Source organism: Achromobacter sp. Marseille-Q4954, from assembly GCF_943737025.1.
In the GTDB taxonomy this organism is placed as follows: domain Bacteria; phylum Pseudomonadota; class Gammaproteobacteria; order Burkholderiales; family Burkholderiaceae_B; genus Achromobacter; species Achromobacter bronchisepticus_A.
The window spans coordinates 3,776,588-3,791,119 of the sequence record NZ_CALSFQ010000001.1; the positions used below are offsets into that span (position 1 = coordinate 3,776,588).

Here is a 14,532-nt window from a genome sequence, read left to right on the forward strand (position 1 = left end):
CATTCGGCCAGGATCTGGATCATGAGCCCCTTCGAACACAAGCGGGAACATCATGGACACCTTGCTCACCTTACTCTCCGCCGATTTCTTCGGCACCCCGGCCTGGAGCTGGCTGCTATTCATCGGCATCGTGGTCGCCTTGCTGGCCTTTGACCTGGGCGTGCTGCACAAGGAAGACCGCGAGATCGGCGTGCGCGAGAGCCTGCTGCTTTCCGCCGGCTACATCAGCGCGGCGCTGCTGTTCGGCGCCTGGGTCTGGTGGCAGATGGGTTCCGCCAGCGGCATGGCCTACTACACGGGCTTCATGATCGAGAAGTCGCTGTCGATGGACAACGTCTTTGTGATCGCGCTGATCTTCAGTTTCTTCGCGATTCCGCGCCAGTACCAGCACCGCGTGCTGTTCTGGGGCATCCTCGGCGTGATCGTGCTGCGCGCCATCATGATAGGCCTGGGCGCGGCGCTGGTCAGCAACTTTGGCTGGCTGCTGTATCTGTTCGGCGCCTTCCTGGTGTTCACCGGCATCAAGATGTGGATGATTGCGGACCAGACGCCGGATATCGCGTCCAACCCGATCCTGAAGTTCCTGAAGCGCCGCATGCGCGTCACGGAAGGGCTGCGCGGCAACGCGTTCTGGGTGATGGAGACCGATCCCGCCACGTCGAAGAAGGTGCGCTGGGCTACGCCGCTGCTGCTGGCGCTGGTGTTGATCGAGTTCGTAGACCTGTTGTTCGCGGTGGACTCCGTGCCGGCGATCTTCGCCATCACCACCGACCCGTTCATCGTCTACACCAGCAACATCTTCGCCATCCTGGGCCTGCGGGCGCTGTACTTTGCGCTGGCGGCGATGATCCACCGCTTCCATTACCTGAAGTACGCCTTGGCTCTGGTCCTGGTCTTCATTGGCGGCAAGATCTTCCTGGTCGGCTTCATCGGCAAGGTGCCGGCTGCCTTGTCCCTGTCGGTGACCTTCGGTCTGATCGCTGGCGGCGTGTTGTTCTCGCTGTGGAAAACCCGCTCGGACGCCTCCAAGCAGGAACTCGCGGCGGAATAAGCTCCGCGGCGTGACGCAAGACGCCCGCCATATCCAACGGATATGGCGGGCGCTTTTTTTGGGATTTGTCGCGCCGGTGCGGCGGGCGTAGAGTGCTGGACAGTCCAAATGCCGCAAGGAGCCGTCATGACCAGCTGGTCCGCCAAACAGTATTCCGCCTTTGAAAACGAACGCACCCGTCCGGTGCGGGACCTGGTCGCCGCCTTGCCCAATCAGGATGTGAAGCGCGCCGTGGACCTGGGCTGCGGTCCTGGCAACTCCACCGAGGTGCTGGCCAGCCGCTACCCCGATGCCGAAATCAGCGGCATGGACAGCTCGGAGGACATGCTGCAGTCGGCCAGGAAACGTCTGCCGGGGCTGCGATTCGAATTGGCCGACATCGCCACGTGGGATCCGCCCGGGACCTACGACGTGATTCTGGCGAACGCCGCGCTGCAATGGGTGCCGGACCACGCGACCCTATATCCCCGCCTGGTCGGCAAGCTGGCGCCGGGCGGGAGCCTGGCGGTGCAGACCCCGGACAACCTGGAGGAGCCGGCCCACCGCCTGGCGCGCCAGGTGGCAGGCGAGGCGCCGTGGGCCGCCGCCATCGGCGGCTTCAAGCATCCGCCGCGCCACAGCGCCGCCTGGTACTACGAGCTGCTCAAGCCGCATTGCGGCCTGCTGGACGTGTGGCGCACGACCTACCATCACCCGCTGGCAGGCGCAGCGGCGGTGGTGGAGTGGTTCAAGGGCACGGCGCTGCGGCCCTATCTGGACCGGCTGGACGCCGCCGGGCAGGCCAGTTTCCTGGCCCGCTACCAGTCGCTGATCGAAGAGGCCTATCCGGCGCTGGCCGATGGCACGGTGCTGCTGCCGTTCCCGCGTCTGTTCATCATTGCGGGGCCGAAGCAGGGTTGAGGTTGGCGGCGGGCGCTTCCCAGCCGCCGCCCAACGAGCGGTACAGATCCACCAGCACCAGCGACACCGAGGCCTGGGTCGACACGCGGGCCTGGTCGCTGGCCAGCACCGCGTTCTGCGCGCTGAGCACGTTCACGAAGTCCGAAGCGCCCGCGGCATATTGCCGCTGTGCGTTCAGCAGCGCCTGGCGGGCGCTCGCGGAGGCGCGCTCCAGGCTGGTCCGGGTCAGTTGCTGCGCCTGGTAGGCGGTCATGGCATTGTCGACTTCATGCCAGGCATTCAGCACGGTTTTTTGGTACAGCAGCGCGGCTTCCTGAGCCTGCGATTCGCGCAGCCGCAGCCGGCCTCGCAACCGGCCGCCCTGGAAGATGGGAATCTGCAACGCGGGGCCGACGCCGAACACCCCGGCGTTGTCGGTGTCGAGGTCCCGCAATTGTAGAGCCTGCAGGCCGAGGTTGCCTGACAGCGTGATGCGCGGATAGAAATCGCCCTCCGCTACGCCGATCGCCGCGACGGCCGCGTGCAGATTGGCCTGGGCGCGGCGGATGTCGGGCCTGCGCTCGGCCAGTTCGCTCGGCAGTCCGACGGGAACCTGGAGCGGACCGCCGGGTATCGGACCCACCGCCGCCAGGCGCGGTTGCAGCGCGCCGGGCGGCTGCTCCAGCAGCAGCGCCAGCGCATTCATCAGCTGTTCGACGCGCAGCACGAGCGGCGGCACGCCGGCTTCTATGGCGGCGGCCTGCGCATCGGCTTGCGAAACGTCCAGTTCGGTTGCGACGCCTTCGCGTTGGCGCAAACGGGTCAGCGCCAGGTTGCGCTCGGCATTGGCAAGCGTTTGGCGCAGCACGTCCAGTTGGTTCTGCGTGCCGCGCAGCAGGATGTAGTTGCGCGCCGTTTCGGCGCGGATGGCCAGGACCACGCCGCGCTGCGCCTCCAGCGCCGCCTGGGACTGGGCGCCGGCCTGTTCGACTTCGCGTCGCACGCGGCCCCACAGGTCCAGTTCCCAACTGGCGTCCACGCCCGCTTGCCACAGATTGAATGAGGACTTGCCGCCGTGGCCCGAAGGGTCGGCCAGGCCGACCTCGCTGTTCTGGCCGCGCTTGTAGCTCGCGCTTGAGCCTACGGCGGGCAGGCCGTCGGCTTCGGTCACGCGCAGGGCCGCGCGGCTTTGCAGCAGGCGTTCGTGGGCGATGCGTATGTCCAGGTTGGCGGCGGTCGCTTCGGCGATCAAGGCGCTCAGGGTGGGATCGCCGAAGCTGTCCCACCAGGATGTGTTCACATCTTGCGGCACGGGGACGCTGTCTGCGGCGGAGGCGTCAGGCATCCGCCATTGCACGGGCAATGGCGCCTGGGGAGCCTGAAAGTCGGGGCCCACTGCGCAGCCTGCCAAGGCGGAAAGCGTGCAGGCCAGCGTGGCATTGATCAAGCGGCGCGGGGTCATTGCATGGACTCCTCTGCCGCGGCGCCGGTATCGACCACGGCTTCGACGGACATGCCGGCGCGCAGCGGCGGCGCGCCTTCGGCCGGCGCGTCCAGCACGATCTTGACGGGCAGGCGCTGCGCGACCTTGGTGAAGTTGCCGGTGGCATTGCTCGGGACTACCGGCGAAAAGCTCAGGCCCGTGGCCGGTGCGATGCTTTGGACGCGGCCGCGCAGCGGCGTATCCGGATAGGCGTCGACCGTGATGGTTGCGGGCTGGCCCGGGCGCATGCGGGTCAACTGCTTTTCCCGGAAGTTGGCCACCACATAGGCTTGTTGCAGCGGCACCACCGCCAGAATCGGCGTGCCCGGGCTGACATAGGCGCCCACGCGCAGCGAGCGCCGGCCGACGATGCCATCGATGGGAGAGACGACCTGGGTATGCGACAGGTTGAGTTCCGCGCGGTCCTTCAGCGCCTGTGCGCGCAGCAGCCCGGCCTGCGCGGCCTCGCGGTTGGCTTCCAGCACGTCGCGCTGCTTGCGTGCGGCTTGCAGAGTGGCCGTGTGTTCGGCCTGCCGCGCCTGCGCCATGTCCAGCCGGCTGCGGGCCTGTTCATAGGCCTGCTGGGTGCCCGCGCCCTCGCTGGCCAGCCTGCGGTGGCGCTGGGCCTCGCTTTCGGCATAGCGGATATCCGCCAGGTCGGCGCGCGTGACGGCGACGGCCTGCTCGATCACGGCTTGCTGGCGTTCCAGGGTTGCGGCCGCGTCCGACAGGCGCGCGCTGGCGACTGCGAGTTCGGCGCTTGCGGCCGCCAGCGCGGCCTGATGGTCGCGGTCATCGATGCGGGCGAGCAGCTGGCCTTGCTTGACGGCCTGGTTGTCTTCGACCAGCACGGCGTCGATGAAGCCGGACACTTGCGGGGCGACGATGGTGTGGTCGGCGACGACAGTGGCGTCATCGGTGGATTCGGCGGCGCCGGTGGCGGACCATGACCAGCCTGCATAGGCCAGCAGGACCAGGGCGCCCAAGGCGCCGGCGCGGGGAAGGGGAGAGGTCAAGAGAGAGAAAGGCATGTTATGGACTCGATTTCAGGTCGCGGCGCGCGGTGGATAGATGCGGGTCGCGACGAAGGGGATGAGCAGGATGAGGAGCACGGCCACGCCGGCCATGCACAGATAGAGGTCGGCTGAGGTCAGCACGGCGGCCTGTTCCTGGATGCGGCGGGACAGCGCGGCCGCGTTCTCGCCGGCCGTGCTCAGCGGAAAGTTGCCCAGCTGGTCGGCCAGCATGCTGGAGTGGTAATTGCGGCGCGAGGTGGTCAGCGCGTCCAGCAGGCCGGTGGCGGCTACCGCGGCAAAGCCCTTGATGGTGTTGAACCACGATGACGCCCAGGGGCCGTCCTGCGGCGCCAGGCCGCCGGTGGCCAGCATCAGCAGCGGGATCACAGCCATGGGCTGGGCGAAGATCTGTACGGCTTCGAGCAGGTAGAACTGCTCGCGCGACCAGACGGACGTCAGTTGCGACCCCAGCAGGCAGGACAGGGCCAGCAGGCCGAGGCCCGAGGCCAGCACCCAGCGGCAATCCACCTGGCGCAGGTTGCACAGCGCCGCGACCAGAGGCAGCGCGATCAGTTGCGGCAGGCCCATGGTGAGCAGCACCGGCGCTGTTTCCAGCGGCCGGTAGCCGCGCAATTGCGCCAGGAATGACGAGGGAATCAGGATCACGCCCAACAGCACGATCAGCACGCCGCCCAGTGTCAGCAAGGCATGGCTGAGGTTGCGGTTGCGCAAGAGCTGGATCTTGAAGAACGGCAGGGGATGCGACCATTCGTTGATCATGAACAGCACCATCAGCACGCCGCCTCCGCCCAGCAGGACGGAGATCAGCGGCGAGTTAAGCCAGTCCAGCCGGTCGCCCTGCAACAGGCCGATGACCAGCATGGACAGCGCCGGGGCGCCCAGCAACAGGCCGCGCCAGTCGAACAGGCGCAGCCGTTCGAGCTTGAGCGGATCCTGGGGCAGCCCGCGCCAGACGGCCCAGGCCGCGAGCGCCGCGGGAGCGACGATCAGCCAGAAGGTCCAGCGCCAGCCCAGCACCTCGGTGCAGAAGGCCGCCAGCGGTATGCCCAGGCTGGGCGCGAAGGTGGCGGTGAGGGCGTAGCCGCCCAGGCCATAGAGCTTGATGCCCGGCGGCAGGAAGCGCAGCGCCACCGTCATGAGCATGGGCGGCAGCGCGCCGCCCGCGAGGCCTTGCAGCGTGCGCAGGAACAGCAGCACGGGCAGGTTGGGCGCAAATGGGCAGAGCGCGCCGAACAGCGCAAAGGCGGCCAGCGCCGTGACCGTGAAGCGGCGCAATGAAAACGTGACCGAGCACCAGGGCGCGAACGCCATGGCGCATACCGACGCCGCGGCGTAGACGGCCACGAACCAGGTGCCCTGGTCGTAGCTGATGCCCAGCGCGCCGCGGATGTCGGGCAGCGCCATCTTGGTCACGTTTTCGTTGAGCCCGGCGAGGATCACCGCCAGCAGCACGCCGAGCAATCCGGTCAGGATGCGCCAGCCGAAGGCCGCCGCGGCGGGCGGGGCGGGGGGAGCGGCGGCCGTCATGATCGTGGGCCGCCCCTGCCCGGGGATGAGGAAGACAACATGGAATAGCGTCCTTGGATAACAGGAGCTATTCAGTCTAGGTAGATGCGGGGGCCGGAAAAACCATTCCTGGATCAACCCACCCTTGCGCCCGGCGCAAGGGTGCGCGGGCCGCAGCGGGGGCGTGCAGCGAGGCTTGCACGGCGGGCAACCTTCGATTGCGCCACGCGGGATTTATCCCGGCGGGCATGCGAACGAATAATGCGGCACTCGTTAACCGCAGAGGATTTCATGAATACATACCGACTCTCCATCCTGGCGCTGAGCATGGCGCTGGTTGGCGCCGCAGCGCATGCCGAAGGCAAGACCCGCGAACAGGTGCGCGCGGAACTGATGGAAGCCAAGGCCGCCGGCCTGGTGACCTACGGCGAACAGCAATATCCCGTGGATCTGCCTCATGTCAGCACCAAGACCCGCCAGCAGGTGCGCGAAGAACTCGACGCCGCGCGCGCGGCCGGCCTGGTCACGTACGGCGAACAGGACTATCCGCCTGCGCTACCGTCGCAATCGCGCCAGACCCGGGACCAGACGGTCGCGGAACTGCGCGAGGCGCGCCTGCGCGGCCAGATGAAATCGGGCGAACTGGACTACCCGCCCGCCGTCAATTGATACCGTCGGCCTTGTTCGCGAAGTAGCGGGCAGGCGTCTTGCCCAGCGCCTTGCGGAACATGGTGATGAAGGCGCTGACGGATTCGTAGCCCAGGTCTTCGGCAGTGCGCTGCACCGAGACGCCGGCGGCCAGGCGCTGCAGGGCCTGGATGATGTGCATCTGCTGGCGCCAGCGGCCAAAGCTCATGCCGAGCTCTTGCTGCACCAGCCGCGCCAGCGTGCGTTCGCTCATGGCGACGCGCCTGCCCCATTGCGCCACCGTGCTGCGGTCGGCGGGGTCGGCGTGCAGGGCATCGGCGATTTCGCGCAGGCGCGGGTGGTCCGAAATGGGCAGGTGCAGTTGTTCGGTCGGCATGCGCGCCAACTGCTCGACCAGCACTTCGGCCAGCTTCCGGTTGGCAGGCGTGGCCGTGTCCTGCGGAGCCAGGTCCGCCAGATAGGCGACCAATTCGCGCACCAGCGGCGAGATCGCCAGCGTGCAGCACTGTCCAGGCAGGCCCGTGGCGTGGGGCGGCACGAACAGGAAACACACCCGGCCGTTCTGCGTGACGCGATTGCTGTGCGGCACGCCGCCAGGAATCCAGACGCCATATTGCGGCGGCACCATCCACAGGCCCTGCGGCACGGAGCAGGTCACGCCGCCCTGCAAGGACAGCACCAGCTGGCCCATTGCGTGCCGGTGTGGCGGAGACTCCTGGTCGTTCTCGTCCGCATGCACGCGCATGGCATAGGCCTGTTGCGTGTCGATATCGGGATTGAAGAACGGGGCCGGGTCGTCCAGACGGTGCATTGAATTTCACCTTGACCGAATTTAGGGATAATTTGTCATTATGGCGAAATTCGGCGAAGGCGGCGATGCTTAAGCTGGCGGCATGAATTCGCATATCCCTACTTCCAAACGTCCCGCCGGCCATCCCGTGTTGCTGATCGCCGGCATTCTTTGCATGTCCATGGTGCTGCGCGCGCCGATTACCGGCGTGCCGCCGCTGACCGGCATGATCCGCGAGCAGTTGGGGCTGAGCGCCACCGCCGCGGGCATGCTGATCACCTTGCCCTTGCTGGCCTTTGCCGTGGTGTCGCTGTTTGCCGCGGGCCTGGCTCGCCGCCACGGACTGGAGCGCAGCTTGTTTGCCGCCATGCTGCTGATCGCGGCTGGCATCGTCGTGCGCACGCTGGGGCCGGCCTGGAGCCTGTTCCTGGGCACGGTTGTCATCGGCGCCGGCATCGCCATCGGCAATGTGTTGTTGCCCAGCCTTCTGAAGCGCGATTTTCCGCAGCAGCTCGCGGGCCTGACTTCGGCCTATGTGCTGACCATGAGCCTGGCCGCGGGGCTGGCGTCCGCCATTGCCATCCCGCTGGCGGGTCTGTCCGACGCGGCCTGGCGCTTTTCCTCGGGCTGCCTGTTGGTGCTACCCGTGCTCAGCGCTTTGCTATGGCTGCCGCAGCTGGCCAATCACACCGCGCCCGCGGCATCCACGGCGCATGCGCCGCACGGTCCCAGGCTGTGGCGCTCCGCGCTGGCGTGGCAGGTGACGCTGTTCCTGGGCATCAATTCCTTCGTGTTCTATGTGGGCGTGAGCTGGCTGCCGGCCATCCTGCGCGATGCTGGCTATACGGCCGAACGCGCCGGCACGTTGCATGGCTTGCTGCAGCTCATGTCGGCCGTCCCGGCCCTGTTCCTGGCTCCCCTGGTGCGGCGCCTGAAGGACCAGCGCGGCGCGGCGTTCTGCGCGGCCGTGGCTTCGTTCGTCGCGTTTGCCGGCTTGATCGTCGCGCCTGGCTGGGCGACGCTGTGGATCGTCCTGATGGGCCTGGGCACGGGCGGCGGCATCATTCTGGGCCTTGCATTCGTGGGCTTGCGCGCCAGTCATGCGCAGCAGGCGGCGGCGCTGTCGGGCATGGCGCAGTGCGTGGGCTATCTGTTCGCGGCCAGCGGCCCTGCGCTAGCGGGCACGCTGCACGACACGCAGGGAGACTGGACCCTGGCGCTGGCCCTGTGCGCGGTCTTGTGCCTGGCGATGGCGGCCACCGGTCTTTACGCGGGCCGCGCCATCCAGATCGGGCAATACCGGGATGCCGCGCTCAAGTCTGTCCGGCCCGGCTTTTCCACAAGCGCACCAGTGGCTCGGGCGCGTCGGTCTCCGGCACGTCGAAGCTGATGTCCGCGACGTCGTCGCCCTTGTACACGACTTCGACGTGGAAATAGCGCTGATCGCCGCCTGCCGGCGCGCAGCGCGGAACGGCCACCGGCGCGGCGCGTTGCAGGGCGTCGCAAACCTCCTGCCGCAGGTCCGGCGGGCAGGTGGCGAGGTCGATGCTGCGCGGCTGCGCCAATGCCGGCATATAGGCCAGCCCGCCTTCGCGGGTCAGGCGCACCAGCATGGCAAGGTCCAGGGATGGCAGCTCGATCATGTCTGGACTCCCACGCCGGCCCAGGCGCGGGCGACGGCATCGCGCACGGCGGCGCCATGGCGTTCCGCCGCGACGGCCAGCGTCAGTTTCGCGAACTGCACGAAGTCGGCATCGTGGCGCAGGCGCTTGTCGCACAACGCGTCGTACCAGACGCGGCCCGCGCTGGCCCATGCGGGGCCTTCCATCGAAGTGGCCGCCAGATAAAAGGCGCGGTTGGGGATGCCGGAGTTGATGTGCACGCCGCCATTGTCGTTCGGCGTGTCCACGTAGTCGCGCATGTGCGCGGGCTGCGGATCCTTGCCCAGCAGAGGGTCGTCATAGGCGCTGCCGGGTTCCGCCATGGAGCGCAGCGCGCGGGCGCGGATCTTGGGCTTGAACAGCCCGGCGCCCACCAGCCAATCGGCCTGGCGCGCGTCCTGGCCCAGCGTGTGCTGCTTGACCAGCGCGCCGAACACATCGCACAGGGATTCGTTCAGGGCGCCGGACTGGCCCTGGTAGAGCAAGGCGGCCTCGGCGTCGATCACGCCGTGCGTGAGTTCGTGGCCGATGATGTCGACGGCCACCGTGAAACGGTTGAACACTTCGCCGTCGCCATCGCCGAACACCATCTGTGCGCCGTTCCAGAAGGCGTTGTCGTAGTCTTCGCCGTAATGCACGGTGCCGACCAGTGGCAGGCCCTGGCCGTCGATGGAGTGGCGCTGGTAGACGTCCCAGAACAGCTTGTAGGTCGAGCCCAGATGCTCATAGGCTTCGTCCACCGCCACGTCGCCGCTGGCGGAGGCGCCTTCGGCGCGCACCAGCTTGCCGGGCAGGGTGGTGGTGTTGGCGGCGTCGTGCACGGCGCGCTGCGGCGTGCCGGCGGGCGCTGCCTTCTTGGGCCGGGCGGGCTTGGCGCGCGGCGGCTGCGCCGCCATTTCGCGCAGGCTGCGCTGCTGCTGGTCGATGATCAGCGTCTTGACCGCGGGCATGCTGACCCGCGCATCGGCGTGCTGCGCCAGCCGATCCAGCATGTAGGGGGGGATCACGCCGATCAGCGGCGCGGACTCGGAAGGACGTGGCATGCGCGGTCTCCGTCGTGGGCGCCGGGCCAGGGCCGCGGCGCGAGGCGATTCAACGGTAGCAGATAGATCCGCGGCAGGGACGTAACAGTGTGCGGCCTGATGCTAGGAACTATGGACGCCGCGTGGCGGCGTCCATGGCGCGCGGCGCCTAGTTGAACACGCCCGTGAGGACGTCCGCGACGACGGCGGTGGCGATGGCGACGAGGATCAGGTCGCTGCCCGCGACGCGCCATTCGTAGCCCGGATGCACGGGCAGGCGCGCCAGCATGGGGCCGGGCACCATCTTCTTGGCGATGCCCGGAGGCAGGGGCTTGCCGCGCGCCAGGTTCTTGCGTATGCCCGGCGGCAGCGAGCCGTAGCCCGTCGCCCCGGCCTGCACGGCATAGCTGCGCGCGGTGGACACGGTGATGCCCGCGGTGCTGAGCGTGACGCTGACGCCGCTGTCCTGGCTCTGCTGGCCCTTGTTCTTGCCATTGCCGTTACCGCCGCCATTGCCATTGCCTTGGCCCGCGTGGTCTGGCTTGCCTTTGCCCTCGGGCGGCGCGGCCTGTGCCGGTGCGCCAAGCACGGCGGCACAGGCAAGGGTGGCGACGATCATTGACGGTGTGCGGCGCATGGTTGTGGCTCCTGCAGTGTAGAGAGTTGCCTAGCGTAGCGCTGTCGTTGGGTTCGTGCCACTGTCCTTCGCCGATGCCGTCGCAACAATCGCCACAATTCGCCTGACGTTCCAGTCGCGATAGAATCCCCTGCTTATTTTCCGGGGGGGAACGCACGATGAGGTATTTCCTGATCTTGGTTGGGGCGGCCGTGGTCGCCTATTTGCTGGCGCGCGGCATCGCCGCCGTGCTCTCGGACCGTAAACGTTCAAAATCAGAAAGGGATTCGAAGTGAAGCCGACAGATATCCAGATGGTCAAGACGATTGGTGCCGTAAAGCCGCGTAGTTTCAAGATCGCGGTGATCACGGCGGTGTTGTTTTTGCTGATTCTGTTCCTGGCCTTCGATTCCTGGTTCCAGGTCGACCAGGGCGAGCGCGGCGTGGTGCTGCGCAACGGCAAGCTGGTGCGCGTGTCGGAACCGGGCCTGGACTTCAAGACCCCGTTCATCGACAACGTGATGACGGTGTCGGTGCGCGACCACACGTTCGTGTTTGAAAAGCTGGAAGCCTACAGCTATGACCAGCAACCGGCCACGCTGCGCGTGTCGGTGACCTACCGCGTGCCGTCCGAGCACGTGGCCGAGCTGTACTCGGAATACGGCACCATCAGCAATCTGCAGATGCGCGTGCTGGAGCGCAAGACCCCGGATTCGGTGAAGAACGTGTTCGGCCAATACACGGCGGTGCGCGCCATCCAGGAACGCCAGAAGCTGGGCCAGGACGTGAATGCTGCCGTGCTCAAGACGATGGAAGGCGCACCGGTGCAGGTGGTGGGCGTGCAGATCGAGGAAGTCGGTTTTTCGCAGGCCTATGAGCACTCGATCGAACAGCGCATGTTGGCGCAGGTGCAGATCGAGACGACCCGCCAACAGAAGGAAACGGCGATGATCACGGCCGAGATCCAGGTGGTCAAGGCCAAGGCGGAAGCCGACGCGCGCCGCCAGCAGTTCACGGCCGAGGCCGACGGCATCCGCATGCGCGGCGACGCCGAAGCGGCTGCGATCCGCGCCAAGGCTGAGGCCTTGGCCGCCAACACCAATCTGGTGAGCCTGAACGCGGTGGAGAAGTGGGACGGCGTGCTGCCGACCACGCAGGTGCCGAACGCGGCCCTGCCGTTCATCGGCATCAAGTAGGCGCCGCGGGCGCAGGCTGTGCCCGCAGCGGCGGCGCAGCCTGACGCCGGCGCGCGTAGTCCATGAGGCTGTCGCCCGACAAGGCCTTGCTGTAGTACCACCCCTGCACGATGATCTCGGCGGGGGATTCCAGCGCCATCAGCTGCTGGTCCGTTTCCACGCCTTCCACCACGATCTGCAGGTTCAGCGCTTCGCAAAAGCGCAGCAAGCCGTTCAGGACCAGCGCGCCTCGGGGACTGTCTTGCGCCACGACGAAGCTGCGGTCGATCTTGACCGCATCGATTTCGAACTGGTGCAGATAGCTGAGGGCGGAATAGCCGGTGCCGAAATCATCGATGTAGATGCGGGCGCCTATCGCATGCAGACGGTCGAAGGCGGTGTGCAGCGCCTGGGTGTCCTCCACCAGCGCGTCTTCGGTCAACTCGACCGAGATCTGTCCGCCGGCCTGCGCCAGCACCTTGATCAGTTTTTCGAGGTAGTCGCCGGACGTCAGCGTGCCGGCCGTGACGTTGATGGTCATCGGCAAGCGGAAGTCGCGCTTGCGCCATTGCAGACATTGCTGCACGGCCTGTCTGGCCACCCACAGGTCCACCTCCCGCATCAGGTCGGCCTGCGCCAGCCAGCGCAGGAATTCCACCGGCGTTTGCCGCGCGCCGTCGGGTCCGGTGGCGCGCAGCAGCGCTTCGCAGCCGGTGCACAGGCCGCTGCGCAATGACACCTGCGGCTGGAATTCCAGATGGAAGTCGTACTGGCTGATGGCGCGGATGCGCGTGTTTTCGGCGTTGCGGCGTGCACGGTCGGCATAGGTCTGCACCACCGGATCGTGCGCGTACAGCAGCGATTCCTCTTGCAGCCGCGTGAAGGTCGTGTCCAGCGATTTGAAGTAGACGGTGGCGCTTTCCTGGCGCTGCCGCTCCAGTGCGACGACAAAGGGCGCGTACAGACACGCGCCCAGCGCCACCAGCACGAGCTGCAGCGCCACGCCGCCCAGGCTGCCGCCGGCGGCAATGTAGGCGTTGAACAGTACCGGCGAGGTCAGCGGCAAGGTCGTCGCCGCGGAAGGCAGCCAGCCCAGTTGCACGACGGCCAGCGCGAGGATGGCGTTGGTCACCGGCGCCAGGATGAACGGCGCCAGCAGGCGCGGATTCAGGATCAGCGGCAGCCCGAACAGCAGGATTTCATTCACGTTCAGGAGCGCCACCGGCAGGCTGGCCAGCGCCAGCAGCCGCAGCGATTCGGTGCGCGCAAACACCAGCATGGCCACGGCCAACGACAGCGTCGCGCCCGATCCGCCGATGAAGACGAAAGCGCCCAGGAGGGTGCTGTTCAAGGCATACATGCCTTCGTAGCCGGCGGACTGGGTGGCGGAATTCAGCATGGCCGCCTGGTCCATGACGCTCATCAGGGGGGCCAGGGCGTGGTAGCCGTGTATGCCGAAGAACCACAGCAGCGAATTCAGGCCGGCGATCAGCGCGCCCGAGGTGAAGGGGCTGTCCAGCGAGGCCAGACTCAAGGGTATGTTGAACTGTGCCACGGCGGGGATCTGGAGCGCGGCGGAGAGCGTCAGCACGACCAGGCCGGCCGTCAGCAGGCCGGGCACGACCATGTTCAGCGTGTCGCGGACGTTATCGCTGATAACGCCGTCGGGCGCCAACTGGGTCCAGCGGCGACGGTGCAGCCACGCCATCAACGGCACGGTCAGCAAGGGCGAAACGATGGCGATGAACAGTACCAGGGTGGCGGCGGCCTGGGGGTAGGGCGCCATCAGGCCGTCGGCGATCATCACGTAGGACAGGCACAGGAACGCGGTGGGCAGATGCGGCACCCGATGGCGGAACGACAGCATGTAGCCGATGGACGTGCCGGCCAGGATAGGCATTAGGTTCGTCAGCTTGTCGTGGACGGCGGTCAACAGTTCCACGACGGTGGCTGGCAGGCCCAGTTGCCGGGCGATGACGGTCAGCACCAGGAACAACGCCGTGACCAGCAGGCACGGCAAGGTCCAGAGCAGGCCCTCGCGTATGGCGCGCAGGGCGCTTGCGCCCGCCAGCGCGGCCAGCCGATCCTTTGGATAACGCATCAACGCCAGTTTCGACATGGCGGTTCGCTCAAGAGTCCGTGCAAGCGAAGATCCCCGCTCCCGTGTTTGTAAGAATATTTTGCTACATCCTAGCCCCGCTTTTCCAGGTTAAGCAATCGACGCCTATCAGAATGTCAGGGATTCCCCTCTATCAAGAATTGCAAAGCGGGCGCAAGGTGGCAGCACAGGCGCACGGGGCCGCTATACGATCAAGCGTCGTTCGCCCGGTGGCGGGACTACAAGCTTCAGAAAGAGGAGACGTGGATGTCTCAGTTGGATTGGACGTCCGGCGATACCAAGCCGGACCGGCAGGGATACTACGAAACGCGGTACGACACAGGATGCACGGCCATCACGCTTTACAGCGTGCTGGGTTGGATGCCGGTGAAAACGCCCGGCAACATGGTGAGCTGGCGCCCGTTGCCGCCCGCCGTCGAAAGACAGGAAGCCGAGCGCCACATCCAGGAACTGCGAGAAGCGCAAAGCCACGTTCCCATGGATTACTGAGGCGGCGCGCGGGAGGGGCCGCAAGGACAGTGGCAGGCAGTTGCGATAATGAGAATT

14 protein-coding genes are annotated in these 14,532 nt (G+C 66.9%); 6 read left to right on the forward strand and 8 right to left on the reverse strand.

Going from position 1 to position 14,532, the window contains the following annotated elements:
* Positions 1–52 precede the first annotated feature (52 nt).
* Both NGK62_RS17710 and tam read left to right on the forward strand, forming a co-directional pair.
* Complete coding sequence (locus NGK62_RS17710) at positions 53–1,051, forward strand: TerC family protein (RefSeq protein ID WP_059378776.1); 999 nt, start codon at positions 53–55, stop codon at positions 1,049–1,051.
* A gap of 126 nt (positions 1,052–1,177) precedes the next feature.
* Positions 1,178–1,951: a trans-aconitate 2-methyltransferase gene (tam, locus tag NGK62_RS17715; RefSeq protein WP_059378777.1), complete on the forward strand. Its 774-nt coding sequence runs from the start codon at positions 1,178–1,180 to the stop codon at positions 1,949–1,951.
* Here the strand turns inward: tam and NGK62_RS17720 are convergent.
* From NGK62_RS17720 to NGK62_RS17730, 3 genes are read right to left on the reverse strand one after another with little or no spacing between them, the layout of a single operon-like run.
* Complete coding sequence (locus tag NGK62_RS17720) at positions 1,926–3,392, reverse strand: efflux transporter outer membrane subunit (RefSeq protein WP_251879424.1); 1,467 nt, start codon at positions 3,390–3,392, stop codon at positions 1,926–1,928. The two genes, tam and NGK62_RS17720, sit on opposite strands and share 26 nt — an antisense overlap.
* Entirely contained in the window at positions 3,389–4,444 is a 1,056-nt protein-coding gene (locus NGK62_RS17725; protein WP_251879426.1) for an HlyD family secretion protein, read from the reverse strand. Before NGK62_RS17725 ends, NGK62_RS17720 begins: the two co-directional genes overlap by 4 nt.
* A 15-nt stretch (positions 4,445–4,459) precedes the next feature.
* Positions 4,460–5,977, reverse strand: a complete 1,518-nt coding sequence (locus NGK62_RS17730) for an MFS transporter (protein ID WP_251879428.1) — start codon at positions 5,975–5,977, stop codon at positions 4,460–4,462.
* A 270-nt stretch (positions 5,978–6,247) separates the two neighbouring features.
* Between NGK62_RS17730 and NGK62_RS17735 the strand changes: the two genes are divergently transcribed.
* The gene (locus NGK62_RS17735; RefSeq protein WP_118932952.1) at positions 6,248–6,625 is read left to right on the forward strand and encodes a DUF4148 domain-containing protein; all 378 of its coding nucleotides are present in this window, start codon (positions 6,248–6,250) and stop codon (positions 6,623–6,625) included.
* On the opposite strand, the gene NGK62_RS17740 is transcribed toward NGK62_RS17735, so the two are convergent.
* A complete protein-coding gene (locus tag NGK62_RS17740; protein WP_251879430.1) occupies positions 6,618–7,415 on the reverse strand; it encodes an AraC family transcriptional regulator in 798 nt (265 codons plus the stop codon). The two genes, NGK62_RS17735 and NGK62_RS17740, sit on opposite strands and share 8 nt — an antisense overlap.
* A gap of 82 nt (positions 7,416–7,497) precedes the next feature.
* On the opposite strand from NGK62_RS17740, the gene NGK62_RS17745 reads away from it, so the two are divergent.
* Positions 7,498–8,784: an MFS transporter gene (locus NGK62_RS17745; protein ID WP_251879432.1), complete on the forward strand. Its 1,287-nt coding sequence runs from the start codon at positions 7,498–7,500 to the stop codon at positions 8,782–8,784.
* Here the strand turns inward: NGK62_RS17745 and NGK62_RS17750 are convergent.
* The 3 genes from NGK62_RS17750 to NGK62_RS17760 all read right to left on the reverse strand — a co-directional run bounded on the left by NGK62_RS17750 (position 8,708) and on the right by NGK62_RS17760 (position 10,714).
* On the reverse strand, positions 8,708–9,037 hold the full coding sequence (locus tag NGK62_RS17750; protein WP_059378788.1) for a protealysin inhibitor emfourin: 330 nt from the start codon (positions 9,035–9,037) through the stop codon (positions 8,708–8,710). The genes NGK62_RS17745 and NGK62_RS17750 overlap by 77 nt on opposite strands.
* Positions 9,034–10,098, reverse strand: coding sequence for a M4 family metallopeptidase (locus NGK62_RS17755; protein ID WP_251879434.1), 1,065 nt, complete (start codon positions 10,096–10,098; stop codon positions 9,034–9,036). The genes NGK62_RS17750 and NGK62_RS17755 overlap by 4 nt, the downstream gene beginning before the upstream one ends.
* Before the next feature lie 148 nt (positions 10,099–10,246).
* Entirely contained in the window at positions 10,247–10,714 is a 468-nt protein-coding gene (locus NGK62_RS17760; protein ID WP_251879436.1) for an anti-virulence regulator CigR family protein, read from the reverse strand.
* A 292-nt stretch (positions 10,715–11,006) separates the two neighbouring features.
* On the opposite strand from NGK62_RS17760, the gene NGK62_RS17765 reads away from it, so the two are divergent.
* Positions 11,007–11,888, forward strand: a complete 882-nt coding sequence (locus NGK62_RS17765; RefSeq protein WP_118932958.1) for a prohibitin family protein — start codon at positions 11,007–11,009, stop codon at positions 11,886–11,888.
* Here the strand turns inward: NGK62_RS17765 and NGK62_RS17770 are convergent.
* The gene (locus NGK62_RS17770) at positions 11,881–13,986 is read right to left on the reverse strand and encodes a PTS sugar transporter subunit IIC/EAL domain-containing protein (protein ID WP_059378793.1); all 2,106 of its coding nucleotides are present in this window, start codon (positions 13,984–13,986) and stop codon (positions 11,881–11,883) included. The genes NGK62_RS17765 and NGK62_RS17770 overlap by 8 nt on opposite strands.
* Positions 13,987–14,232: 246 nt before the next feature.
* Between NGK62_RS17770 and NGK62_RS17775 the strand changes: the two genes are divergently transcribed.
* Positions 14,233–14,475, forward strand: coding sequence for a hypothetical protein (locus tag NGK62_RS17775; RefSeq protein WP_054451693.1), 243 nt, complete (start codon positions 14,233–14,235; stop codon positions 14,473–14,475).
* Positions 14,476–14,532: the final 57 nt, after the last annotated feature.

Coding starts and splice junctions, on each gene's coding strand:
- NGK62_RS17760 (WP_251879436.1), bottom strand. CDS start 10,714: ATGCGCCGCACACCGTCAATGATCGTCGCCACCCTTGCCTGTGCCGCC.
- NGK62_RS17710 (WP_059378776.1), top strand. CDS start 53: ATGGACACCTTGCTCACCTTACTCTCCGCCGATTTCTTCGGCACCCCG.
- NGK62_RS17750 (WP_059378788.1), bottom strand. CDS start 9,037: ATGATCGAGCTGCCATCCCTGGACCTTGCCATGCTGGTGCGCCTGACC.
- NGK62_RS17730 (WP_251879428.1), bottom strand. CDS start 5,977: ATGACGGCCGCCGCTCCCCCCGCCCCGCCCGCCGCGGCGGCCTTCGGC.
- NGK62_RS17740 (WP_251879430.1), bottom strand. CDS start 7,415: ATGCACCGTCTGGACGACCCGGCCCCGTTCTTCAATCCCGATATCGAC.
- NGK62_RS17725 (WP_251879426.1), bottom strand. CDS start 4,444: ATGCCTTTCTCTCTCTTGACCTCTCCCCTTCCCCGCGCCGGCGCCTTG.
- NGK62_RS17770 (WP_059378793.1), bottom strand. CDS start 13,986: ATGTCGAAACTGGCGTTGATGCGTTATCCAAAGGATCGGCTGGCCGCG.
- tam (WP_059378777.1), top strand. CDS start 1,178: ATGACCAGCTGGTCCGCCAAACAGTATTCCGCCTTTGAAAACGAACGC.
- NGK62_RS17735 (WP_118932952.1), top strand. CDS start 6,248: ATGAATACATACCGACTCTCCATCCTGGCGCTGAGCATGGCGCTGGTT.
- NGK62_RS17745 (WP_251879432.1), top strand. CDS start 7,498: ATGAATTCGCATATCCCTACTTCCAAACGTCCCGCCGGCCATCCCGTG.
- NGK62_RS17765 (WP_118932958.1), top strand. CDS start 11,007: ATGGTCAAGACGATTGGTGCCGTAAAGCCGCGTAGTTTCAAGATCGCG.
- NGK62_RS17755 (WP_251879434.1), bottom strand. CDS start 10,098: ATGCCACGTCCTTCCGAGTCCGCGCCGCTGATCGGCGTGATCCCCCCC.
- NGK62_RS17720 (WP_251879424.1), bottom strand. CDS start 3,392: ATGACCCCGCGCCGCTTGATCAATGCCACGCTGGCCTGCACGCTTTCC.
- NGK62_RS17775 (WP_054451693.1), top strand. CDS start 14,233: ATGTCTCAGTTGGATTGGACGTCCGGCGATACCAAGCCGGACCGGCAG.